This is a genomic window from Planktothrix sp. PLAVEN19ND (assembly GCF_057220675.1).
Genome location: NZ_CM170132.1, coordinates 2,465,321 through 2,490,346 on the forward strand (window position 1 = coordinate 2,465,321; position 25,026 = coordinate 2,490,346).

The 25,026-nt window shown below is 39.5% G+C and carries 21 protein-coding genes; 12 read left to right on the forward strand and 9 right to left on the reverse strand.

Going from position 1 to position 25,026, the window contains the following annotated elements; translation table 11 throughout:
- The first annotated feature begins 3 nt into the window (after positions 1-3).
- Together AC2D3N_RS10635 and AC2D3N_RS10640 are read left to right on the forward strand one after the other, a co-directional pair.
- Entirely contained in the window at positions 4-480 is a 477-nt protein-coding gene (locus AC2D3N_RS10635; protein ID WP_484693581.1) for a Jag family protein, read from the forward strand.
- A gap of 54 nt (positions 481-534) precedes the next feature.
- Complete coding sequence (locus AC2D3N_RS10640; protein ID WP_484693582.1) at positions 535-1,035, forward strand: YceD family protein; 501 nt, start codon at positions 535-537, stop codon at positions 1,033-1,035.
- A 17-nt stretch (positions 1,036-1,052) separates the two neighbouring features.
- Here the strand turns inward: AC2D3N_RS10640 and AC2D3N_RS10645 are convergent, their stop codons facing one another.
- On the reverse strand, positions 1,053-2,279 hold the full coding sequence (locus tag AC2D3N_RS10645; RefSeq protein ID WP_484693583.1) for an RNA-guided endonuclease TnpB family protein: 1,227 nt from the start codon (positions 2,277-2,279) through the stop codon (positions 1,053-1,055).
- A gap of 245 nt (positions 2,280-2,524) precedes the next feature.
- Between AC2D3N_RS10645 and AC2D3N_RS10650 the strand changes: the two genes are divergently transcribed.
- Both AC2D3N_RS10650 and AC2D3N_RS10655 read left to right on the forward strand, forming a co-directional pair.
- A complete protein-coding gene (locus AC2D3N_RS10650) occupies positions 2,525-4,030 on the forward strand; it encodes an AAA family ATPase (RefSeq protein WP_484693584.1) in 1,506 nt (501 codons plus the stop codon).
- Between the two features lie 120 nt (positions 4,031-4,150).
- Entirely contained in the window at positions 4,151-4,609 is a 459-nt protein-coding gene (locus AC2D3N_RS10655; RefSeq protein ID WP_079679596.1) for an SH3 domain-containing protein, read from the forward strand.
- Positions 4,610-4,673: 64 nt separating this feature from the next.
- Here the strand turns inward: AC2D3N_RS10655 and AC2D3N_RS10660 are convergent, their stop codons facing one another.
- The 6 genes from AC2D3N_RS10660 to AC2D3N_RS10685 all read right to left on the reverse strand — a co-directional run bounded on the left by AC2D3N_RS10660 (position 4,674) and on the right by AC2D3N_RS10685 (position 13,663).
- Positions 4,674-9,023 carry a transporter substrate-binding protein gene (locus AC2D3N_RS10660; RefSeq protein WP_079679233.1) on the reverse strand — a complete coding sequence of 1,450 codons (4,350 nt, stop codon included), beginning with the start codon at positions 9,021-9,023 and terminating at the stop codon, positions 4,674-4,676.
- Positions 9,024-9,284: 261 nt separating this feature from the next.
- Positions 9,285-11,207, reverse strand: a complete 1,923-nt coding sequence (mnmG, locus tag AC2D3N_RS10665; RefSeq protein ID WP_484693585.1) for a tRNA uridine-5-carboxymethylaminomethyl(34) synthesis enzyme MnmG — start codon at positions 11,205-11,207, stop codon at positions 9,285-9,287.
- A gap of 82 nt (positions 11,208-11,289) precedes the next feature.
- Positions 11,290-11,733: a DUF7689 domain-containing protein gene (locus AC2D3N_RS10670; protein ID WP_079679235.1), complete on the reverse strand. Its 444-nt coding sequence runs from the start codon at positions 11,731-11,733 to the stop codon at positions 11,290-11,292.
- Positions 11,723-12,328, reverse strand: a complete 606-nt coding sequence (locus AC2D3N_RS10675) for a hypothetical protein (RefSeq protein ID WP_234996684.1) — start codon at positions 12,326-12,328, stop codon at positions 11,723-11,725. Before AC2D3N_RS10675 ends, AC2D3N_RS10670 begins: the two co-directional genes overlap by 11 nt.
- The gene (locus tag AC2D3N_RS10680; protein ID WP_079679237.1) at positions 12,321-13,121 is read right to left on the reverse strand and encodes a TIGR04255 family protein; all 801 of its coding nucleotides are present in this window, start codon (positions 13,119-13,121) and stop codon (positions 12,321-12,323) included. The genes AC2D3N_RS10675 and AC2D3N_RS10680 overlap by 8 nt, the downstream gene beginning before the upstream one ends.
- A gap of 272 nt (positions 13,122-13,393) precedes the next feature.
- Positions 13,394-13,663: a hypothetical protein gene (locus AC2D3N_RS10685; protein ID WP_484693586.1), complete on the reverse strand. Its 270-nt coding sequence runs from the start codon at positions 13,661-13,663 to the stop codon at positions 13,394-13,396.
- 300 nt (positions 13,664-13,963) lie between these two features.
- On the opposite strand from AC2D3N_RS10685, the gene AC2D3N_RS10690 reads away from it, so the two are divergent.
- The 8 genes from AC2D3N_RS10690 to AC2D3N_RS10725 all read left to right on the forward strand — a co-directional run bounded on the left by AC2D3N_RS10690 (position 13,964) and on the right by AC2D3N_RS10725 (position 21,031).
- Positions 13,964-14,392 (forward strand): DUF29 domain-containing protein, encoded by a 429-nt coding sequence (locus AC2D3N_RS10690; protein ID WP_079679240.1) that lies wholly within the window; start codon positions 13,964-13,966, stop codon positions 14,390-14,392.
- Positions 14,393-14,489: 97 nt separating this feature from the next.
- A complete protein-coding gene (locus tag AC2D3N_RS10695) occupies positions 14,490-15,032 on the forward strand; it encodes a Uma2 family endonuclease (protein WP_484693587.1) in 543 nt (180 codons plus the stop codon).
- Between the two features lie 63 nt (positions 15,033-15,095).
- On the forward strand, positions 15,096-15,572 hold the full coding sequence (locus AC2D3N_RS10700; RefSeq protein WP_079679244.1) for a YbjN domain-containing protein: 477 nt from the start codon (positions 15,096-15,098) through the stop codon (positions 15,570-15,572).
- The gene (locus tag AC2D3N_RS10705) at positions 15,541-16,332 is read left to right on the forward strand and encodes a lipoate--protein ligase family protein (RefSeq protein ID WP_484693588.1); all 792 of its coding nucleotides are present in this window, start codon (positions 15,541-15,543) and stop codon (positions 16,330-16,332) included. The genes AC2D3N_RS10700 and AC2D3N_RS10705 overlap by 32 nt, the downstream gene beginning before the upstream one ends.
- Before the next feature lie 40 nt (positions 16,333-16,372).
- Positions 16,373-17,575 (forward strand): 4-hydroxy-3-methylbut-2-enyl diphosphate reductase, encoded by a 1,203-nt coding sequence (locus AC2D3N_RS10710; protein WP_484693589.1) that lies wholly within the window; start codon positions 16,373-16,375, stop codon positions 17,573-17,575.
- A 396-nt stretch (positions 17,576-17,971) separates the two neighbouring features.
- Positions 17,972-18,217: an ATP-binding cassette domain-containing protein gene (locus tag AC2D3N_RS10715; protein WP_484693590.1), complete on the forward strand. Its 246-nt coding sequence runs from the start codon at positions 17,972-17,974 to the stop codon at positions 18,215-18,217.
- 7 nt (positions 18,218-18,224) lie between these two features.
- Positions 18,225-19,298, forward strand: a complete 1,074-nt coding sequence (locus AC2D3N_RS10720; RefSeq protein ID WP_484693591.1) for an ABC transporter ATP-binding protein — start codon at positions 18,225-18,227, stop codon at positions 19,296-19,298.
- Positions 19,299-19,303: 5 nt separating this feature from the next.
- Positions 19,304-21,031 carry an ABC transporter permease gene (locus AC2D3N_RS10725; protein WP_079679250.1) on the forward strand — a complete coding sequence of 576 codons (1,728 nt, stop codon included), beginning with the start codon at positions 19,304-19,306 and terminating at the stop codon, positions 21,029-21,031.
- Positions 21,032-21,186: 155 nt separating this feature from the next.
- Here AC2D3N_RS10725 and AC2D3N_RS10730 read toward each other — a convergent pair whose 3' ends face one another.
- Together AC2D3N_RS10730 and AC2D3N_RS10735 are read right to left on the reverse strand one after the other, a co-directional pair.
- Entirely contained in the window at positions 21,187-21,447 is a 261-nt protein-coding gene (locus AC2D3N_RS10730; protein ID WP_079679251.1) for a DUF1830 domain-containing protein, read from the reverse strand.
- 275 nt (positions 21,448-21,722) lie between these two features.
- Positions 21,723-24,962: an efflux RND transporter permease subunit gene (locus AC2D3N_RS10735; protein ID WP_484693592.1), complete on the reverse strand. Its 3,240-nt coding sequence runs from the start codon at positions 24,960-24,962 to the stop codon at positions 21,723-21,725.
- Positions 24,963-25,026: the final 64 nt, after the last annotated feature.

Sequence of the window (25,026 nt, forward strand, 5' to 3'; positions counted from 1 at the left end):
CAAATGAACAATAGCGATATACAACAGGGGCAAGAATGGTTGGAGGAATTGCTCAAATTAGGGGCGGTTCCCTCCCAGGTAAAACCCAGTTTAGAAACGGACTCCTGTTGGTTAACCATTGATCAAGTTAATCTCACCCCCGAACAGGTGGCAACTTTAATCGGCCAAGACGGGGAAGTTTTGGATGCGATTCAATATTTACTCAACGCGATTCATAATCTGGGCAAGGAGGACGAAAATCGCACCTCTTACACCGTAGAACTCAACGGATATAGAACTCAACGTCATTTGGAATTGCGGGCTTTAGCTGACCATGCGGCCAGTCGTGTCCGAGAGACCGGGGGAGAGGTGGAAATTAAATCCCTGTCTTCAGCAGAACGACGTCTGATTCATTCCTTTCTCCAAGAAAGCGATGATTTGGAAACCTATAGTCGGGGACAGGAACCCGATCGCCGTTTGGTGGTTAAAATAAAAGGCTAGACACCGAAAACTCTGTTTAGCCTTACTGATTGTACCGCAGGTGGGAAAATAATTATGGACTCCATCTATATCCCAGATTTACTCAGGACACAAAACCGCTCTTTAGAATTTGAGTTTCAGGAGCTTTTCCCTGAGCTAGAAACTCTAACTCCGGTTCGAGGTCGGATGCGTGTCAGTCACAAAACCACTTATATCGAGGCGGTGGTTCAGGCGGAAACGATTGTGACTTTGACCTGTGACCGATGTTTAAAACAATATAACCATCGGTTGAAGGTCGATACTTCTGAGTTGATTTGGTTGGACGTTTTGGCAGATAAAGTCGATACTTCTAAAGCTGAAGTAGAAATTTCTTTAGATGAACCTGTGGAAAGTCTGCACCCCCAAGGTCATTTTTTACTGGGGGATTGGCTCTATCAGCAATTGTGCCTAGCCCTACCCCTACGCCAACTCTGTGAGGGGCCCTGTGAACTTCCCAAACCGATATCAACCGAATCCCAGCCTATTGTCGATCAACGCTGGGCCTCATTACAAGATTTAAAGCAAAATCTACATTGACACTCCCACCCCTCTGCTTACGCTAAAGGGGTGGGATTCTCGTATCTAGCCCAGTCAAAAAGAGACAGTTGAATGTACTTTTCTTTAACAGTATTCACCGAGTTCGGGGGTGTGCCAAGCACCCCATAATTTAAACCGGATGAATCCATTACAGAGACACCTTTTTTTAGGTTTAAATCACAAGAAAAACCATCCCATTGGGCTAGGTTTTTCGCAGCATTAAGATCGGAATTATGGTAATGACCATTAGGACAGTTGAAATCCTGTCGATTTCTTTTTCCAATAACACCACAAGTTGAGCAGGATTTAGAAGTATACGGAGCAGGTCTTTTAATCAGTTTCAAGCCTTTGAGAGCTAACTTATAATTAAGTTTCTGTTCCAAAGAATAATAAGACCAACTGTGTCGAGATTCGCCTGAATCAGAACGAGATTTCTGGCTCTGTTTCATCGTGTTGCGACATCCTTCTAAATCTTCAATTACAACATCAGCATTATGGTATTGGGCAAAACGAACAATTCGGCGACTAATGGTATGATTAACTGCCTCGCTCCATCGTTGCTCTTTCTTGTTCCATTTCTTTAAGGCCCGAAACTTTTTAGCTTCTTGAAGTTGTTTTCTGCGTTGTTGAAAATAACGTCTTCGATGCTTAACACTTTGACCCTTAAAAAATTTGCCAAAACCTTTTTTGGGTGCAACTACCGCTAAATTATTCTGCCCTCTGTCGCATCCTAACCGTTTCTCTGTCTTAACTTCTGGAACATCCTCATTGATTGACAGATAGATATACCACTTATTTCTGTGTTTAATTAACTTAAAAGATCCTCCTTGAATTTTTCCCTCTAGTAATCCATCTAAAATAGATTGCCAATAAGAGGATGCAACTTCAACGGGGATTCTTTTTTCTCCTTTGAGAGTAGGAAAGCTAATTGAATAAGTATTACCTTTCTGGGTTAACTTCCAGTTCTGGTTATTAACTTCAACGGGAAGAACTTTATATTTTTTAGTTTTGCGACCCGTCGGGGATGTGGTATGTCGGATGACTTGATTGACTAGGGCAGATTTCAACTCGGACATTATTTTAGCTGTCGTCATTTTACGCCGTTCTTTAATCGGCAATGACAACAACTTATTAGCAATCCGTGTGTTTTCTTCCGTCATTTGCTCGAACATTTGAGCTTTACAACGGTTGAGATCCACGAATTTTATTTTTATAGTCCGAGTTACTTTGATCATGGAAAACATGATAACATAAATATTGACTAATTGGATACAAATCAAATTAGTAGATGACGGCGCTTAAAAGCGCCTGCGTCGCGTTTCATCCCACGACTAAAGCCAGTGGGCTTTCACGCTCCCACCCTATTTTGTAATTAAGAGGTGTTGATAGTTAACATTGTTAACATTTCATAGTCAGCGAGGGAGGATGCTCCCCCTACCACTTCCCCTGCTACCCCTGCTCCCCTACCCCCCCTGCCCCTATTCTTTCTATGAATAAATTCAATGAGGAATTGAAGCTATTATTGCGATCGCGCTACGCTATTATTTACATTCCGACTTTAGAAGAAGAACGAGTCGAAACCGTAATTAAACAGGCGGCAAAAGATCAAGGCAACCGTGGGGTTTATGTCTGGGATTTTGTGGAAGGATATCAAGAGGGAAATCCTAATGATTTAGGAGCCGGAAAACGGAATCCGTTACAAGCCTTAGAATTTGTAGAAAAACTACCCGAGGCGATGCCTGCTGTCTTTATTTTAAGAGACTTTCATCGATTTTTAGAAGATATTGCAATTTCGAGAAAATTAAGAAATTTAGCCAAAAAATTAAAATCTCAACCTAAGAATTTGGTGATTATTTCTCCCCAAATTTCGATTCCTTCTGACTTGAGTGAAGTGTTAACGGTTTTAGAATTTCCTTTACCCAATCAAACAGAAATTAAAACGGAAGTGGAACGGCTATTAACCTCCACAGGACATCCGGTAGAACCTCGTTTATTAGATGAAATGGTGCGTTCGTGTCAGGGACTTTCGATGGAACGGATTCGCCGAATTTTGGCAAAAGCGATCGCCACCCATGGAGAATTACAAGCCGATGATATTGAATTAATCTTAGAAGAAAAACGCCAAACCATTCGTCAAACTCAAATTTTAGACTTCTATTCTGCCCAGGAAAATATCTCGGATATTGGGGGATTAGATAATTTAAAAGATTGGTTATTACTCCGGGGAGGAGCCTTTTCAGAACGGGCGAGACAATATGGTTTACCCTATCCCAGAGGGTTATTATTAGTAGGAATTCAAGGCACGGGAAAATCCTTAACGGCAAAAGCGATCGCCCATCATTGGCATTTACCCCTATTAAGATTAGATGTGGGGCGGTTATTTGCAGGATTAGTAGGAGAATCGGAATCTCGCACCCGACAAATGATTCAATTAGCAGAAGCCCTAGCCCCTTGTGTGTTATGGATTGATGAAATTGACAAAGCCTTTTCGGGATTAGATGGTAGAGGAGATTCAGGAACCAGTAATCGAGTGTTTGGAACATTTATTACTTGGTTAGCTGAAAAAACCTCCCCGGTTTTTGTGGTCGCAACGGCAAATAATATTCAATCTTTGCCCCCGGAAATGTTAAGAAAGGGACGATTTGACGAAATTTTCTTTGTGGGATTACCCTATCAAGAAGAACGAAAAGCCATTTTTGAAGTGCATTTGTCTAAACTACGTCCCCAAAATATTAGAAACTATGATACAGAACGATTAGCCTATGAAACCCCGGATTTTTCTGGGGCAGAAATTGAACAGACCTTAATTGAAGCCATGCACATTGGTTTTAGTCAAAACCGAGATTTCACAACCGATGATATTTTAGAAGCAGCGAGTCAAATTGTCCCCTTAGCCAGAACTGCTAAAGAACAAATTGAGTTTCTGCAAGAGTGGGCAGCGGCGGGGAAAGCCCGTTTAGCTTCTCGACAGAGTAGTTTACATCGTCGCTTATAAGACAGGTCTGGGAGATTGAAAACTCAGCGTCTTCAGATCTGAGAGTGTCAACCGGTTGATGGTATTATAGGTATCTTTGATCGGGGTTTAAAACCTATGTATAGAACGGTTCCAAAAACTATGAGTCTTTATGGTGTTTTTAAATTTATTGTGGGTTTTTTCCTGGCAATTTTGATTTTAGCGGGTGCAACGGTTGCTACCGCCTTATATTTTGCAGCCCGTTTATCAGAACTTCCAGAACGTCCGACCTTTCCCAATGATAACCCCCAAACAAAAATAGCAGCAAATCCAGTTACTCCCCAAGCAGCGGTCACGCCAACCCCGATCCCAACTCCAGAGGCAGAAAAACTTGAACCCGGTGCTTATCAGGCGATTGTCACCCAGCCGATTGGTTTGATTTTACGCGATACTCCCAGTACGGAGGCTAACCGAATTGGTGGCATTGCCTATCAAGAAAAAGTGGTTGTCTTGGGAGAAAGTGATGATAAACAATGGCAAAAAGTGCGGGTTATTACTGATAGAGATCGCACGGGATGGATTAAAGGTGGAAACACAGAAAAAGTTGAATCTGAAAACTAATTTTTGAGAAAAAATACCCCATAAACCAGTCGGTTTTAGGCAGAGAGTTGGAAGTTTTCAAATTCTATGACAATCGGCGTTTAGTTAACCAATAGGTCAGCATTTCTCCTCGACCTTTAACATCAATTAAACCCCGTTCTTCAAAATCATATTTGCCATTTAAAAGGTTTTTAGTAGCAGCTGTCACCTGAATTTTACCCACTTCTCCTTGGGATTCCATGCGCGACGCAATATTAACGGCGTCTCCCCATAAATCATAGATAAATTTTTTTGTGCCAATTACACCCGCCACCACTGGCCCGGTATTAATCCCAATTCTTAAATTACAAGATTGACCCATTTGTCCTTGAAATCGGCGAATTTCTGCCTGCATATCTAAAGCCATTTCTGCAATAGCTTCCACATGGTCATGGCGAGGAGTGGGTAAACCGCCCGCCACCATATAGGAATCTCCAATGGTTTTGATTTTTTCTAAATGATGTTTTTCGGCTAATTCATCAAAAGCGGAAAAAATTTGATTCAGGAAATTAACTAATTCTGAGGGAGAAATGCGAGCAGAAAATCCGGTAAAATCTACAATATCCGCAAACATAATCGTAGCTTTTTCAAAACGTTCAGCAATAGAATGCTGATTCTGTTTCAGTTGTTCGGCAATGGACGGAGGGAGAATATTCAATAATAACCGTTCCGATTTTTCTCTTTCTGCTTGTAATGCTTCTAAAACCCGGCGTCTTTCGGTTGTATTTCTCGCCACCCAAATCACACAATTATCCGGCATTGGAGACACCGTTGCCGCAAACCAAACTTCATCTCCCGGATTCAAAGGAGATGAATTAGTTCCATGATGTCCGGGTTGATATTCAGCAGAAACTAAACTATATTCAATATTTAAAGTTTGCCTGGTGTTTAATACTTCTTGAATTTGATTATAAAATAAAGTGGCATGACTAGCTGGAAAAACTTCAAACACAGTTTTGCCAAGCAGTTCTTCTGTGGGACTATATAAAACCTCTGAATTTGTGGTGACAATCTTTTTATATCTTCCTTCTGCATCAAACACTGTAATTACATCCGTCATCGCAGCAAATAAAGCTCTCAGTTCGGCTTCCGACTCTCGTAAGGCATTTTCAATTCTGGTTCTTTCGGCAACTTCTCTGACTAATTGATGGTTGGCTTCCTTCAGGGCAGCGGTGCGTTCTTCCACCCGAATTTCCAACTGTTCCATAGCCCTTTGTAGGGCGGCTTCTGCTTGTTTTCGCTCGTTAATATCTTCGACGGTTCCTTCATAATGGAGTAGGTTTCCGGCTTCATCTCGGACAGCAAAAGCATTTTCTGAAATCCAAGTTAACTGTCCATCTAAGCGTCGAATTTGAGACTCAAATCCGACAATTGCACCCTGTTCTGCTAATAGTTTAAGAAACTCTTGGCGACGCTGAGGTTGAACATAGAGTTGGTCTTGAATATTAGTTAGATTTTGGATTAATTCTTCAGGAGATTGATAACCATAAATTCGAGCTAAAGCCGGATTTGCACTTAAATAAATCCCTGTAGGTGTGGTTTGAAATATGCCTTCAACAGCATTCTCAAAAATACTCCGATAGTTAGCTTCTGCTTGTTTTAGGGCTTCTTCTGCTTGTTTACGTTCTGTAATATCAATGCCCACAAAGAAAGCCGCTTGATTTTGGTTATATTTATGGGCAACAATTAAATAATTCCGAGGTTTACCTTGAATTACAGACATGACTTCTTGATAGGAGTCTTTTTCGGGATGATCAAAAAAGTTTTGGACGAAATTATTAAACTGAAAACTTGCTTTTAAAAACCCAATATCTTGATTAACAAAATCTTCGGGTTTGAGGTCAAAAGTTGATGCCAAATAACGATTGACTCCCAAATAACGTAAATCTGAACTAATCCAAGAAACTGTCCCTGGAACCACATCTAATACCGCTTCTAATTGATCTTGGGTGAGTCTTAATGCTTCTTCGGCATCCCGGCGTTCTGTAATATCAATTCCGACGACAAAGGCAGCTTGATTATCATTATATTTTTGAGCAACAATTAAATAATATCGTAACTTTTCATTCAGGAAAAATGAAACCTCTTGAAAGGCATCAATCGCAGGACTATTAAATAAATCCTGGATAAATTCGGTAAACCCTGAATGATTGCCTAAAAAACCAATATCTTGATCAATAAAAGTTTCTCTAGGCATACTAAACATATCTGCCAAGCGTTGATTAACTTCGATATAACGTAAATCTGAATTAATCCAAGAAACTGTCCCTGGAACTGCTTCTAATACTGTTTGTAATTGATTCTTGGCATTTCTCAAAGATTCTTCAGCCTGTTTGCGATCAGTAATGTCAATTCCGACCACAAAAGCTGCTCGATTATAATTATACTTTTGAGCCACAATTAAATAATGTCGCCATTCCCCGTTCACCTGATTTCTAACTTCTCGATAGGTGTCAATTTCAGGACTATCAAATAAATCTTGAACAAAATCTTGGAATTCCGAACTGGTTCCTAAAAATCCAATATGTTGACCGATAAAACGCTCCCGAGGGAGGTTTAACATATTGGCTAATCGCTGATTTACTTCGATATAACACAAATCGGAATCAATCCAAGAAACCGTCCCCGGAACAGCTTCTAATACTGTTTGCAATTGATTTTTAGCATTTTTCAAAGATTCTTCAGCTTGTTTGCGTTCGGTGATATCAATTCCCACCACAAAAGCTGCTCGATTATAATTATACTTTTGAGCCACAATTAAATAATATCGCCACTCTCCATTCACCTGATTTCTGACTTCTCGATAGGCGTCAATTTCAGGACTATCAAATAAATCTTGAACAAAATCTTGGAATTCTAAACTGGTTCCTAAAAATCCAATATGTTGACCGATAAAACGCTCCCTAGGAAGGTTAAGCATATCCGCTAATCGTTGATTCACTTCGATATAACACAAGTCTGAGTCAATCCAAGAAACCGTTCCTGGAACCGCATCTAAAACCGTTTGCAGTTGATCTCTAGCCATGCGCAGGGCATTTTCTGATTGTTGATGCTGGACAATTTCTTGGACTAAATTATCATTCGATTCTTTTAATGCCGCGGTGCGTTCTTCTACCTTTTTTTCTAATTGTTCATTAGCCTTTTGGAGTGCTAATTCAAACTGTTTGCGAGTTTCAATTTCCTGCTGGAGTTGCGCCTTTGTCGCTTGCAACTCAATCGATTTTTGTTCTAATTGTTCGGCTCTTTCAATGCCTTGACTCAGTTCAGATAATAACTCAAAAACAATGCCAGAGGCATTAAAATTATCTTCATTAAACCCCAACCAAGGCAACGGTTTAATCAGTTTTTCGCTGGTATATAAAACCTCAAATTGCTGATTGGGTAATACCTGACCAATACGACAAACCTTAGCAACATGATGATTGGATTCTAAACGAACTAATCCTCCAGGAGACAAAAAACGCTGTCCATAGGCTGCAATTCTCACCCGTTCTACATCAAAAGATTCAGCTAATTCAACGGCTTGTTTCCAGAGATGAATTTGAGTATGGGCGGTTGCCATAGAGTTATTGATAACCCGTTCTTCTCCATAAAAGCGTTTAAAAGATTGAACAAATTGATGATTTTCTGGGGTATTTAAACTTTGAAAATAATGAAAACAACTGAAGTGACCAACGGCGGCTTCTTGAAGTCTTTGCGCTTCAGATTCCGAGAAAGAGGTGGCTAAAATCGGTAAATCAGAAGCCCTAATTCCACTTTCATAAAACTGGCGATAAAAACTTAAATTGCGATCGCCTCTGAGGGTATTAATAATAATATCCGGTTGTGCCTGTCGAATCCGAGTAATAATAGGTTCAAAATCCATCGTTGAAGACGGAACATAGGCTTCTCCAACTACCTCCCCACCATGATGTTTGAGGTGGACTTTCATCAATTTATTCATGGTATGGGAAAACACCTGATCCCAACCCAATAAATAACATCGGGTTTTCTGGTTTCGCAATAACCAACTAATCGTTAATTCAACCTGTTGATTCGCACAAAACCCCGTGTAGAAAATTTGGCTACAATTTTCTAACCCTTCGTAGGAAGCCGGATACCAAAGTTGAGCATTAAAGGCTTCAAGTACCGGTCTAACCCCGTGACGACTGGCCGAAGTCCAACAGCCAAACAGGGTCGTAACACCGTCCTGTTGAATTAATTTTTGGGCTTTTTGTTCAAAGGTGAAGCAGTCTGAGGCACCATCCTCAATCATGGGTTCAATGATTTGCCCTAAAACCCCCCCCTGATCATTGATTTGGGCAATGGTCATTAATTCCGCTTCTAGCAACGGCTTTTCCCTATAAGCCATCGCTCCACTCAGAGAATGCAGTAACCCGACTCGTACACCTGGCATAGTTGATTAACGGCTGGTAGAACTAAACTTTAAACTGCGGGTAAGATAGCTGCACCTTCAAATCCTTTACCCTTAATAGAATCAACAAGATAGGCTTGTCCCATTACAATAGTCTAAGCTGCGATGGGCTTAAATCCCTAATTCAATAATTCCTTGATCTTAACATTGACATCCTCCCCCTCGTAGAGTTAGGCAGATGATTAATATAGAATATTCCTGGGTTGAGTGGAGCAATCGCTTAACTCAACCCACAAACATCAATTAAGATTGGGAATGAAGACTCACCGTTTCTTGACGATTTCTCACCTCCAAATAAATCAATAACGCATTAATATCCGCCGGATTTACTCCCCCAATTCTCGACGCTTGACCAATGGTTAATGGTTTAACTTTCATTAACTTTTCTCGCGCTTCCATTGACAAAGTTTCGATTTTGAGATAGTTCAAATCTTCCGATAAAAGCCGATTAGATTGGCGACTAATTTGGTCAACTTGGTTTTGTTGCCTTTGCAGATATCCTGAATATTTAATCTCAATTTCTGCCCCTTCTTTTTCCACTTGATTTAAAAGAATATTCCCTAAATTATACCGTTCTAAATCAACGTAATGGAACCCAGGACGGCGTAATAAATCAGCCAAGGTAATTGACCCTTTAATTTTTTGTTGGGTATCATTAACAATCGCCATTCCTACTTGATCATTTTCCTTAATTCGAGTAGCATATAATCGTTCCTTTTCCGCAATAATATTCTCTTGTTTCTGTTCAAATAACTCCCAGCGACGATCATCAATTAACCCAATTTCTCGACCCAAGGGCGTTAACCGTTCATCGGCATTATCTGACCGTAATAATAACCGATATTCCGACCGACTTGTTAACACCCGATAGGGTTCTCGCAGGTCTTTTGTACACAAATCATCAATTAATGTTCCGATGTAACTTTGTTCCCGGGAAAATACAATCATCTCTTGATGTTTAACAAATCTCACCGCATTAATTCCCGCCACTAAACCCTGGGCTGCGGCTTCTTCATATCCGGTTGTACCATTAATTTGTCCGGCACAAAATAGCCCCTCAATTTTCTTCGTCATCAAGGTGGGATAACATTGAGTTGCGGGTAAATAATCATATTCCACCGCATAAGCCGGACGCAACATGGCACAATTTTCTAACCCGGGAAGACTTCTTAACATTTGCAATTGCAAGGTTTCTGGTAAGCCCGTGGAAAATCCTTGAATATACAACTCAGGAATATCTCGACCTTCCGGCTCAATAAAAATTTGATGACTTTCTTTATCCGCAAATCGAACAATTTTATCTTCAATACTCGGACAATATCGGGGGCCCTTCGCATCTACCCAACCGCCATAAACCGGAGATAAATGCAAATTTTCTCGAATAATTCGGTGAGTTTCCGCCGTAGTTCGAGTCAAATGACAACACATTTGTTCCCGTTCAATTTGTACTTCTGGGTCGAAACTAAACCAGCGCACTTCTGCATCTCCGGGTTGGGGTTCTAATTTAGAATAATCCACGGATCTTTTATCCACTCGCGCCGGAGTTCCGGTTTTTAAGCGTCCAGTTTCAAAGCCTAAACGGTTGAGGGTTTCTGTTAACCCAACGGCGGCAAATTCTCCCGCCCGTCCTGCGGGCATTGATTTATTACCAACCCAAATAATACCGCCTAAAAATGTACCCGTTGTTAATATTACCGCTTGACATTTAAAGGCAACTCCAAAATAGGTTTCAACCCCAATAATTTCTTGATTTTTACCTAAAATTAAATCCGTTACCATCCCTTCTCGGACAGTCAGATTATCCTGATTTTCCACAATATTTTTCATCACCGCGGCGTATTCCCGTTTATCTGTTTGGGCGCGTAAAGCCCACACCGCCGGGCCACGGGAAATGTTCAGCACCCGTTTTTGCAAATAGGTGCGGTCGGCCATTTTGCCAATTTCCCCGCCCAACGCATCGACTTCATGGACGAGTTGGGACTTAGCAGGGCCTCCAACGGCCGGGTTGCAGGGTTGCCAAGCGATTTTATCGAGGTTGAGGGTTAGGAGCAGAGTACGACATCCCAAGCGGGCCGTTGCTAGTGCCGCTTCACAGCCCGAATGTCCGGCCCCGACTACAATAATGTCAAATTCATCTAAAAATTCTACTGAGGGTGTTAGGGTCATGGGTTAGGTTAAGGTTTTATAGATTTATTTTTTGATTTTAGCGGTTAAAATTAATATCATCTTAGACTAAGGTTTCTATTACTTAACTTATCGGTCGTTTTAAAATTTGTTCAACAACCCCATAATAATTAGGATTTTCTAACCCTTGTAATTCATGTTTTATATCTTCCCAATCTCCTAATTTACTTTTCCACATACCATCTTCTTCTTGTCTGGCGGCGTGCTGTGGCTCACCATTATAGGTGTATATTGCTATCTTTTGAAAACCCGGTTCAAGGTTGCAATTATCACAACATTCATATCCCATAGTTTGATAAGCCTTGATAAAAGCGTCCAGCGTTAACTCTCTTGGCACGCCATCAGGCCAGTAGCCATCAGGGTCTACCGGATCCCATCTACATTCATCTTCATCAGCAGCGAAAGCAAAGCAATTATAATCCACAGTTTCTTCACTTGTGACTTCATATTCACTACGCTCTAAATTAGGAAATCTGAAGATTTTGCGGTATTCCAGTCTACCACTCATAACCGTGTTCTTTTCCCCATTGTATCCACGCTTGAGCCATAAGTTTCATTCGACCGCACTGTTCAGATTTTACTGGATTATCACCAGTAATTGCCCTCAACGCCCAAAACCAATGGTCAGGTTTTTGTTCGAGATCGCGCAAAATTAACGGTACAACAGGCTGCCCCATGCCAATAATTCTCTGATAAGCGGAGTGCATTGACTTCTGTGTAACTAATGACAGCATTCTTGTCTCGGCACGCCATTCTTCTGCGAGGGTATTAAATTTGGCTTCGAGTTCTAGCTTACTTTCGATGGAGTAATTATCGGTAGTAATTTTGTCTATTTGCTGAATAGACTCCAACTTCTGATAAGCTTCCTCCAAACCATTTTGAGAAAGTGTAGTTAAGATTAAGATGCACTGTAACAAGCAGGCTATTTTCTGATATGACTGATCATTCGACTCTATTCTGGGAGATAAATTATATAGATATTCCTGAAAAATATTAGGTTTTATTGTTGCTGAAACAAAGGCAGTATCATCAATATTTTGGTATGAGCTTTTTATGGTTACAGTTGTATTTTGCAGACTAGAAAAAGTCAGTAAATTAATCATTGGTGATCGGAATAGGTTCCATTGCTCTGTGGAGTTCGTCTGTAATGCTCCACCGGAATAACTGTCCTCCCGTTCGATTAAAGGTGTCAAAGACATTCCCAATCTCCTCCTTATTGATTTTGCTTTCTACAAAAAAATCAGCATCAAACAAATAACCAGGTTCCTGAACATTACCTCTTGACGGATCTTGTGATATGACTAAACCATGATTAAAATTAACTCTGCCTGTTTCTAGTTCAATTTCCAGATTTTTAACTGAAGTCAAAATCGAACCAGATAACTCGCTACTATGTAGCTCTGAAGCAATTTGTGGACTGATTAATGCTGACCAAGGTTTGTCTTTATCCTCCATTTTCAATTTAGAGCGAAGTATCAAATTCTTATACCTTAATCCTAATCTTAGGTAAAAAGAGGGATTATATACATCTTTAAATATATTAACAATGTTGAATAATTTTTCTTTAAATTCTTCATATCGCTTGTATTCAAAGGTGGCTAATATTAGATTTTCTTGGTCTAAAGATAACTTCCATTTTGAATTTTCAGATAGAAAGTTATAAGTGTTATGTTTGGGCAAAATAGAGCTTATTTGTGGCAATAATGAGACTATTTCAGGTGGGAGATTTAGAGATTGAGATCGTTGAAAAATCGGGTAATCAGAACTAATTCTCTCCTGAAATTCATAAGGCTCTTGATTATTGATTTTGAGGATTGTAGGGAAGCGTAATTGTCCCACAACCTCGATCAAGGGAGTGCGCTGATAAATAACTCGCAGGTAATCAGGCAGTTTCATTTGAAGACGTAATTATTTCACCGTTACAAGATATACCATGTTGATCGGGATAATCCTTCTATCCCTTACAATCTTATACTACCATTCAATCTTCTGAAGTTTTAGGGTGTGTAAGTATTCTTCGCACGCACCGCCTGTATAAATATCCCCGATAGCGAGAACGCAAGCTGTTGCTGCTTATACAATCGGACAATTTACAGTCAGTTCAACATTACAGGGTTATATTCGGGTAAGTCCACTCAAATATCTGGGAGATTGCTGGCTTTTTTACTCTACTGACTGAGTTCTTGCTGGATGTTTTCGCTATCTTCGAGACTATCATCATGCTTTTTGCCATATTTTTTCCCTAAATTAAAGGGAGGATCAGCAAAAACAACATCAGCTACACTGTTATTGATCTGTTTTAAAAGCGTTAGACAATCTTCTTCAAAAAGAACTCCCTGTCTTGAAATAAAGCAAGGTTTTTGATCTGATTGATTAGAAATATAGTTGTGATAAGGAAATTGATCAATATTTTTGAACGATATAGAAAGTTGCTGCATGATCAGTTAATTAAGATTCTAAACTTACTTTAATTGTAAGACGGTTATCAGATTTGTGACAACTCTCTAAAAAATGTTAATATAGTAACAACTCAATTCTATCACGAAAACAGGTAATTCTGCCATGAAGACGTTAGCAAAATGGTCTGTAGAGGATTATCACCAGATGTGATTGATGCTGGGATTTTGTGCGATCGCCAAGTTAAACTATTAATCAGGTGAAATCATTGAAATGAGTCCAGAAAGTCCGATTCATTTTAAAAAACAAAGTAAATAGTATCTTGAATTACAGGAGAACCCATGAACTCAACCACCCATGAAACAGACTTTTATGCTTGGACACAGGAACAGGTACAGCTATTAAAAACCGGACAACTTAATCAAATTGATTGGCAAAACATTGCTGAAGAAATAGAGGACATGGGACGCTCGGAACAACGACAATTAGAAAGCCGATTAGAAGTCTTAATTATGCACTTATTAAAATGGCAATTTCAGCCAAACCTACGCTCTCGGAGTTGGCAATTAACGATTAAAGAGCAACGCCTCCGGTTAGAAAAGCTTCTACAAAAAAACCCTAGTCTTCAACCTAATTTGACTGAAGCGATAGAAGATGTGTATCCTTTGGCGACTCTGAGCGCGGAAAGAGAAACCGGGTTATCTTTATTTCCTGAAACTTGTCTCTATACCTTAACAGAGATTTTATCCGATGAATTTTTACCGGAGTAAATGATTACATAAAATTTTACTCTATTTTGTGGCAACTCCCTAAAAAATGTTAATATAGGAATAACTCAATTCTATAATTAAAATAGGTAATTCTGCCATGAAAACCTTAGCAAAATGGTCTATCGAGGATTATCACCAAATGATTAATGCGGGGATTTTGTGCGATCGCCAAGTTGAACTATTAGCAGGTGAAATTATTGAAATGAGTCCCGAAAGTCCCATTCATTATTATACTGCCAAGCAAGGTACAAAATACTTAGAAACCTTGTTAACGGGTAAAGCTGATATTCGTTTTAATGGCCCCATTACCTTATCTGATTCTGAACCCGAACCGGATATTGCTATTGTCCGACTACCAGAGTCAACTTATCAAGATCATCATCCCTATGCTGAGGATATTTTTTGGCTCATAGAAGTGGCTAAAAGTAGTTTAAAAAAAGATTTAGAATTAAAATTATCAATTTATGCTCAAGCTATAATTGAGGAATATTGGGTTTTAGATTTATCCCAAAAACAATTAATTGTATTTATAAATCCTGAAAATAACACCTATTTGAGTCAACAAATTATTAATCAAGGGATGATTACCCCCTTAGCTTTTCCAGATATTGAGATATCTGTTGAAAGATTACTGAGTTAAATAATCTTCACAAAGGCAGGGCTAGTTACGATACAATTCAATTAAAAGCTAGTATCAAGTATTATGACAACTACAGAACAAGCACCATTAACGACCGAGACTGACGCAGAACTGATTGATAATGCTATGGCCACCGTCCGACCCTCAGAAGAAATTGAAAACGTCCTCGTTGGGTTAGCTCAAGACCAAAAGGTAATGGTCGGACAGTCTGAAGCGGGTAGGGTTTGGCAGTTTGAATATGGTAGTGTGGAAGTTTTTGTGCAACTCACCGGAGAAACCGATGAAGATACCTTGACGGTTTGGGCGACGGTACTAAAATTTCCCGTTAAAAATGAAAACCAGTTAATGCGAAAATTATTAGAAATGAACTGGTTATCTACTTTAGAATCCCATTTTGCAATTACGAATGATCAAGTTGTAGTTTTATCGAACCGCACTTTAGCAGAAATATCTGCCACTGAAATCTCCCGCCTGATTACTATTGTGGCGACAATTGCCGATAATAACGATGATAGCTTACAAGCCGAGTTCGGAGTCTAATATTTGGCGTTTAATTCCTGTATTGAAAGCCTCGGGACATTTACAAATGGCAATTGACCATTGGTTGTTTCGTCAACATCAACAGGGAAAACATCCCCCCACTTTACGGTTTTATCTTTGGGAACCTGCGAGTATTTCTTTAGGTTATCATCAGAAATCTTGGCCAGAACATTGGCAACGGTTAACTTGGCAAAACCAACCTTTAGAGTTAGTTAAACGTCCCACCGGAGGTCGGGCGGTTTTACATCAAGGGGATTTAACCTATGCGGTGATTGCTTCGGGATTACCCCAAAATTCTAGGGCAGCCTATCAAACATTATGCCAATTTTTAATTGAAGGATGGCGATCGCTCGGCTATGAACTCCACTATGGTTCTGCTGAACGGGGATATATTCACAGCCCCAACTGTTTTGCCACCGCCACCGCCGCCGATTTAGTCCTATCCGATGGCACTAAATTAATTGGGAGTGCCCAACTCAAGGGAAATGGGACAATTCTACAACATGGCTCCATTCGGTTAACTCCTGATGCGGAACTGTTTCGTCAGGTGTTTGGTCTGGAAATGCCCGCACCCAACTTAACCACTTTACCGTCAGCAGAGGAGTTGGTTTCAACGGTTATCGATGCTTTGGGGGTAGCAGCGCGTTGTTGCTTCGGGGGAGAATGGGTGATACAAGCCCTCTCAGATACGGAATTGCAAACTATTGAAGCCGAGTATTCAACCCATTGGGGCGTGTTTTCTGAGACCGTGGTAGTTTAAGATCATCAATGATAATGCACCCGAGTTGAAGATTAAAAAAATGGATACAAAAGCATTTAGACGTTCCTTGCAACATTCAGAAACCTATCATCGCAAAGGCTTTGGTCATCAGGAGGAAGTGGCAAATGTCATGCACTCAGCCTATCAAAGTTCTTTAATTCGAGAAATTAGAGAGAATAACTATAGTATTAAACGGGGAAATGTTACGATTCAAATGGCTCAATCCTTTGGGTTTTGTTGGGGTGTAGAAAGGGCTGTAGCCATGGCCTATGAAACTCGTCAACATTTTCCCACGGAAAATATTTGGATTACCAACGAAATTATTCATAATCCTTCGGTGAATCAACATTTAAAGGATATGAAAGTTGAGTTTATTCCTGTCGAAAATGGGAATAAGGATTTTTCAGTGGTGAATTCTGGGGATGTGGTAATTTTACCTGCGTTTGGGGCGAGTATTCAAGAAATGCAAACCTTGAATGAAAAAGGCTGTAAAATTGTTGATACCACTTGCCCTTGGGTGTCTAAAGTTTGGAATAGCGTTGAGAAACATAAAAAAAGAGATTATACCTCTATTATTCATGGAAAATATAACCATGAAGAAACCGTTGCTACCATTTCCTTTGCCGATAAATATTTAGTGATTTTGAACTACAAAGAAGCAGAATATGTGTCTAATTATATTCTGAATGGAGGCGATCGTCAAGAGTTTTTAGCGAAATTTAGTCGATCCTATTCCGCAGGTTTTGATCCCGATCAAGATTTAAAACAAATTGGGATTGCTAACCAAACCACCATGCTAAAAAGTGAAACCGAACAAATCGGCAAACTGTTAGAGCATACAATGATCAAAAAATATGGCCCCGATCAATTAAATGCTCATTTTCAAAGTTTTAATACCATTTGTGATGCTACCCAAGAACGTCAAGATGCCATGATTGGGATATTAGATCAACCGTTAGATTTAATGGTTGTGATCGGGGGCTTTAATTCTTCCAATACGACCCATTTACAAGAAATGTCGGTAGAAAAGGGGATTCCTTCTTATCATATTGACTGTGCTGAACGAATTTCAAATAATAACCAGATTGAACATAAACCGTTAGGCAAGTCTTTAGAAATTCAAGAAAACTGGCTTCCTGATGGGGAGATTATAGTCGGAATTACTTCCGGTGCATCAACCCCTGATAAAGTCGTAGAAGAAGTGATTGAAAGAATTTTTGCACAAAAACTTTCTCAGGTTTAAAGCTAAAAATCAACAAGATTGACTCTCCCATTATTAGGGGAATCAGGCAAGGTTGTAATCATCCCGATTCAGTTTTCCCCTTTTGATTATCCCTAATAATTTTATCGATGAATAATATTTTTTGAATCAAGCATTAGGGAGAGTCTATCTTAATTGTTATCTATTGCCTAAGACGAGGGCTTTCTTAATCAGACAACTATCACCAGTTATATCCTTTCAATAAAATCTAAAACAAAAAACATTTAATTAACTTTTTTTAATCAATTAACATTATTAGTAGACCTAACCTATTATTAACTTAAAAATATTTTTCAAGGATCATAATTCATGTTAAGATGATTCTCCAGTTAACAAAAATGCCACAATAAAAAAAATTTCAACAGGAATTATTGAGATATGCGTGATTCCAAAACAGAACCTTTGATCATCCTTCAAGACGTTGGTAAATCCTATCAACAGCCCAATGGTCAAGAAATTCCAATTCTCAATAATATCAACTTAGAATTGCGCCAAGGTGAAATCATTGCCCTATTAGGGCCTTCTGGTTCAGGAAAATCCACTCTAATGCGAATTATTGCCGGGTTAATTTCTCCCACCCAAGGACAGGTTTCTCTGTCATGGAAAACCATTAATTGGAATTAATCCAGGGGTGGCAATTGTCTTCCAAAGTTTTGCCCTTTACCCTTGGTTAACTGTTTTAGAAAATGTTGAATTAGGATTAAAAGCCAGGGGATTTCCCGTAGACTGGCGACGACAAAGAGCCTTAAAAATGATTGATATTATTGGTTTAGATGGATTTGAAAATGCCTATCCTAAAGAACTATCCGGGGGAATGCGACAACGGGTTGGCTTTGCCCGGGCTTTAGCCGTTGAACCGGAATTATTATGTATGGATGAACCCTTCTCTGCCCTGGACGTTTTAACCGCAGAAAACCTGCGAATTGAACTATTAGATTTGTGGTTAGAAAAACGGATTCCTACCCAGGGAATTTTAATTGTGACCCATGGGATTGAAGAAGCGATTACCCTAGCGGATAGAGTGATTGTTTTAGGTAGAAATCCCGGACGAATTCGAGCAAATTTACCGATTAAATTAAGCCATTATCGTGATCGCAAAAGTCCCAGTTTTCAAGCCCTAGTCGATCAAGTTTATAAAATTCTAACTAACCCCGAGTTAGAAACCTTAGAACCCCAAAAAAACGTTACTAATATTCCCAGTAAATATCAATCTTTACCCCATGTTCGTATCGGCTCTGTTGCCGGCTTATTAGAACTTTTAGAAGGAAGACAAAACCCTGATTTATACCGTTTGGGACAAGAACTACAACTGGAAGTTGATGATTTACTCCCCATTGTTGAAGCGGCAGAATTCATGGCTTTAATCAAAATTAGAGAGGGAGATTTGAGTCTGACGGCGATCGCCCTAGCATTTATTCAGGGAAATATTGATGATCGAAAACAAATTATTCGACAACAATTACTTAGTCATATTCGTCTTGTTCAACAAATCTATACTCTTTGTCAATCCAAACAAAATCATCGGATTCCTGAAGATTTAGTCTTAGATATTTTGAATAATCATTTTAGTCCAAAAGAAGCTCAAAGACAGTTAAACACTGCCATTGACTGGGGACGTTATGCAGAACTCTATGCCTATGATGAACCCAGTGGCGAAATCTTTTTAGAAACATCTGATTTTAATTTAACTATACCGGAGGAATAAATAGCATGGCTCGTCCTTTGATTCCTGAAAATAAAACCTTAGATCGCTCTCGCTTGACCTGGCAGGATGGCTTATTGATTTTAGCCATTATTACAGTAATTTTAGTGATTATTCGCACTGCTTCTCAATTAGTCGGGGATTATGAACCCGATGTGATCATCTCTACGAATTTAGATCAACTGCCAAGTTATACAGCCCAAACTCTATTAAGAATGGGGTTAGCTTATTTTTTATCCTTGATTTTTAGTTTAGGTTATGCCTATTTTGCCTATCGTTCTGCATGGGCGGCAAAAATTTTAATTCCCCTATTAGATATTTTACAATCGATTCCGGTTTTATCTTTTTTACCCGGGGTTGTTCTGGCTTTGATTGCTTTATTTCCCGGTCAAAGAATTGGAGTTGAATTTGCTGCTATTATCTTGATTTTTACCGGAATGACTTGGAATTTAGTTTTTAGTTTTTATCAATCTTTATTGAGTATTCCCCAAGAATTATTAGAAGTCGCTCGGGTCTATAATCTCAGTTTTTGGCAACGGTTTTGGTCGGTAGAATTACCTTCGGGAATCTTAGGATTAGTTTGGAATAGTGTCATGTCCGTTGCCGGAGGTTGGTTTTTTTTGATGGCAATTGAATCCTTTACCCTGGGCGATCGCAGTTTTCGACTTCCCGGGCTGGGATCATTTTTAGCCCAAGCCTCCGATCAGGGAGATTTCACTGCCATTGCTTGGGGAGTAGCGGTTTTAATTGGAATTATTATCATCCTCGATTTTTTGGTATGGAAACCCTTAATTGCTTGGGCTGAAAAATTTAAGTTGGAAACCGTTGAATCCCAAAATGTTCCCCAATCTATTGTATTAGATTTCCTGCGACGTTCTCCAACTCTGAGAATTTTAACGGAACGCTTGGGATATTTTTGGTCAGAAAAAATTGATAAGCCTATCGGAAAATCCCATCGTAATTCAACCTTGAATTTATCAGTAAAACCCAATAAACGTTGGTGGAATCGCCTATTGTTAACGGGGTTTGGATTTATGATTGTATGGGGAACTTGGGAATCGGTTTTACTCTTACAGAAATTAGAGTTTCAAGACTGGAAACACATCATGATCGGTGCTATTTTAACCGCTTTACGAGTAGTTATCGCCCTATGTCTATCCCTATTATGGACTGTCCCTGTGGGAGTTGCCATTGGGAGAAATCCTCGACTTGCCCAAAGTTTACAACCCTTAGTTCAAATTGCGGCATCAGTTCCAGCAACTGCTTTATTTCCCGTTTTATTACTATTTTTAGCCCGTTTAGGAGGGGGTTTACAAATTGGTTCTGTGGCACTGATGATGTTAGGAACGATGTGGTATATTTTATTCAATGTAATTGCGGGTGCCCAGGCTATTCCCTCAGAGTTATTTGAAGCAGCCAGTATTTATAAACTCTCTTTAGTACAGCGATGGAAAACAGTGATTTTACCTGGAATTTTTCCCTATTTAATTACCGGGATGATTACGGCAGTTGGTGGAGCCTGGAATGCTAGTATTGTCAGCGAATATGTTCAGTTTCAAAGCCAAACTTTAACAACACCAGGGTTAGGATCACTAATTTCTCAAGCAACAGAAACAGGGAACTATCCTCTGTTGTTTGCTTCTACTGTGGTCATGTCTTTATTAGTTGTTTTAACCAATCGTTTAGTTTGGCGCAGACTTTATCAATTTGCTCGCTCAAAATATCAACTTTTATAATATAACCCCATTTCTCCGTAGTCAGGTGTTTATGCCCCATCTTGATCTTTGAGTAAGATATTGAGACGTAAACGCCGCGTAGTGAGGTGTTCACGCCTCATCTTGATCTTTGAGTAAGAATTGAGGCGTAAACGCCTTACTACGAAGTTAGAAAATTATTCAGTTTCTTCAACTCTTAACGCATCACAAGGGATTTTTTCTAGTTCTATCCGAGTAGGATCTCCACTAGAATAAACCTCCAAATCCATATTAGATTCTCCGACAAATAAGCAATACTCCCCTGGAAAAATAACTCGTTCAAAATAACCTCGAACTGTGGTTTCCATCCGCAGAATTTGCACCTGTTTAGTGGGGTTTTTATAGCTGCATAAAATTTCAGTCTTCATCGAATCTACAGACAAGTTTACAGTTTGCATGATGTTTTATTAAAGTTAGGTTTTAAAGAACTATTTGGAAATTTCTTAACTTTTCAGCTAAGGGTTGGGGCACTGGGTCAGTAATCTATCTTTCTGACGTTAGATAGACTTTTCCTGATACTTCTGTGCAACCTCCATAAGAATCATTAATCTGGTAATGTTATCAAATCATCATAACTTAACAATTTATAAATTAAGTTATGTTAACTCAATTATACACCCATTATCTCAGTTACAACCAAAAGTCCGTTACCCGAATTATCTATAGGATGCCTTTACAAATCCCGACTTTTATCAGAACTTTGTAAAGCTTTTGTAAGTTGATCCCCATGGGGTGGGACAGTGCTCTTACCATTATTATGACCATTTCCATTAGAATAAGATCCGTTGTCTGTATTCAAAGCGACATTTTCTAAATGTTGTTTTGGAGAATTGTGCCCCATCAAACGGGATTGAATACTGGTGGCAATCACATAAAAAACTGGAATAATATACAAACTTAGAAGCGTAGAAACAAACATTCCACCCATTACCGCCATACCAATGGCGACCCGACTCGCGGCCCCTGCCCCCGTGGCAAAAGCTAGGGGCATCACCCCTAAAATCGTTGATAAAGCCGTCATCATAATCGGGCGAAATCGTAACCGACAGGCTTCAATGGCTGCCTTTTGAATTGATAATCCCTGTTCCCGTAATTGGTTAGCAAATTCCACAATTAAAATCGAGTTTTTTGTTGCTAATCCTATCAACATAATCAACCCAATCCGACTAAACGCATTTAACTCTAATTGTGCTATCCATAACGCCCCAAATGCCCCTAATAAAGACAGAGGAACCGCTAATAGAATAATCACAGGGTCAATATAACTTTCAAATTGAGCGGCTAAGGTTAGGAAAATAAACACTAAGGCAAGGGCAAAAATAAAATTAGTCGATTGACCCGCCTCTTTAAATTCTAAAGACTCCCCAGAAAAAGCGGTACGCATATCCGGGGGTAGAATTTCTTTAGCTAAATTTTCCAAGGCATTTAACGCCACGCCTAAACTGACTCCCGGGGCCGGACTACCTTCTAAAGTGGCAGACCGAAAGCGATTAAAATGGTTAATTTGAGGGGGTGTGGTGGCGGTGGAAATGGTGACTAAATTACTTAAAGCAATCATTTCTCCCTGTTGGGAACGCACATATAATTGCTTTAAATCCTCGGGATTTGCTCGATATTTCTCATCGGCGCGAACTACAACTTCATAACGTTGATTTCCCTGATTAAAACTGGTAATTTCCTGACCGCCCACTAAAATTTGTAAGGTTCGGGCAATATCTTGTACAGAAACCCCTAAATTTCCGGCTTGAGAACGATCTACACTGATGGTTAATTCCGGTTTATTCAGTTTTAAATTGGTGTCAATATTAACTAACTCTGGTAAATCTCTGGCGCGAATTACAAAGTCTTGGGAAACTTGTGCCAATTGTTCTAAATCATTACCTTGTAAGACAAATTGTATGGGTTGACCTTGACCGCCTCCGGGTAATCCCCCTGGATTTGTAGCGAAGACTAAGGCATCGGTAATTGTTGAAAATTTACCCAATAATTTCTTAACAAGAGATTGTTGAGTTTGTTCGGGTTCCGGGCGTTCAGACCAAGGTTTTAAACGGGCAAAAGAGAATCCTGTATTAGCTTGGGATGCCCCTCGACTAGAACCTGCGATCGCAAAATAACTGGTAATTTCCGGTACTTGATTGAAGATATTTTCAACCTGTTTAACCACCCGGTTAGTATAGTTAATACTTACCCCATCTGGAGCCGTAATCGTAGTAAAAATCCGACCCCGATCTTCACTCGGTAAAAAGCCCTGGGGTAACTGTAAAAACAACCAAACTGTTAATCCTAAACTGGCAATAAATCCTAAAATAACGACGGGTTTAATTGTCATTAATAGCCGTAATGTCCAACCATAAATAGCCGTAATTTTATGCAAAACCCATTCAAATAAATCCAAGGGGAAAGATAGAATTTTCATCAATCCTTGGGGCTGGGTTTCGTGACGCAATAAACGGGCGGAAAGAGGAGGGGCTAAAGTTAGGGCAACGATACTTGAAAAAACCACAGAAGCGGCTAAAGTTAAGGCAAATTCATTGAATAATCGTCCACTGGTTCCCCCGGCAAAGGCAACGGGAACAAATACTGCTACTAAAACAACCGTTGTGGCAATCACAGCAAATACCACCTCTCCAACGGCGGCATAGGTCGCTGGAAAGGCATCTAGCCGTTTTTCTTCCATATAACGGATGATATTTTCTAAGACTACAATCGTATCATCCACGACTAAACCCGTGGCTAAAGTTAAGGCAAATAGGGTTAAGGTATTAATCGAAAATCCCATAAAAAACATCACACTAAATGCCCCAATTAAAGAAATGGGAATCGTGATGGCTGGAATTAAAGTGGCTCTCCAATTTCTCAAGAATAAAAAGATAATTAAAACCACCAGTCCAATCGAAATTAACAGACTGATCCAAACTTCTTCAATCGCAAGTTCTACAAACTCGGAATAATCTACCGCAATTTCATAGCTGAGTCCTTCAGGAAAACTTTTTTTGAGTTCCGCTAATTTAGCTTTAATTCCGTGGGCAACTTCAATTAAATTCGCATCGGCAAGTTTACTAATTCCTAATCCCACGGCAGGATTGCCATTAAAACGGGCAATTACCCGATCATCTTTTGCCCCAATTTCTGCCCGTCCAATATCTCTAATTTTAACTTGCGAGCCATTATCATTACGTTTAATAATTAAGTCTTCATAATCTTGGGGAGTTTGCAGTCTTCCCAAAGTTCTCACGGGATATTCTGTTTCTTTTCCTTCAATTCGACCACTGGGAATTTCAATATTTTGTCGTCTTAGGGCTTGTTCAACATCTAAAGCGGTAATTTGACGGGCTGCCATTTTCAGGGTATCTAACCATAATCGCATGGCATAACGGCGTTCTCCTGAAATAGAAACACTATTAACACCATCAACCGTTTCTAAAGCATTTTTAATATAAAGATCGGCGTAATTACTTAACTCTAAAGCTGATAAAGTTTGACTAAAAAAGGCGATCCATAAAATTCGTTCATCATCTCCAGATCGTTTTTCTACCACTGGAATATCAACATCATCGGGTAATTTTCCCGCCCCCCTAGCCACCCGACTTCTAACTTCTTGGGCAGCTACTTCTAAATCTCGATTTAATTCAAATTGAACAGAAATAGAACTGCTTCCTTCTCGACTACTAGAAGTTAGGGTTTTAATCCCAGCAATACCGTTAATTTGTGCTTCTAAAATCTCCGTAACTTCTGTTTCTACTACTCGGGGACTTGCCCCCGGATAGCTGGTACTAACGGTAACAATCGGCGGATCAATTTTAGGATATTCCTGCACCGGAAGCCGAGTAAAACCGACTATTCCTAAAATAATAATTAGCAGTGAACAAACCGAAGCAAAAACAGGTCTTTTAATGAAAAAATGAGTAAACATATTATTAGGTTATTGAATGTTTGTAGTAAGCCCTTCAGGGCTTCAATCAGCAGTAAACACCCCT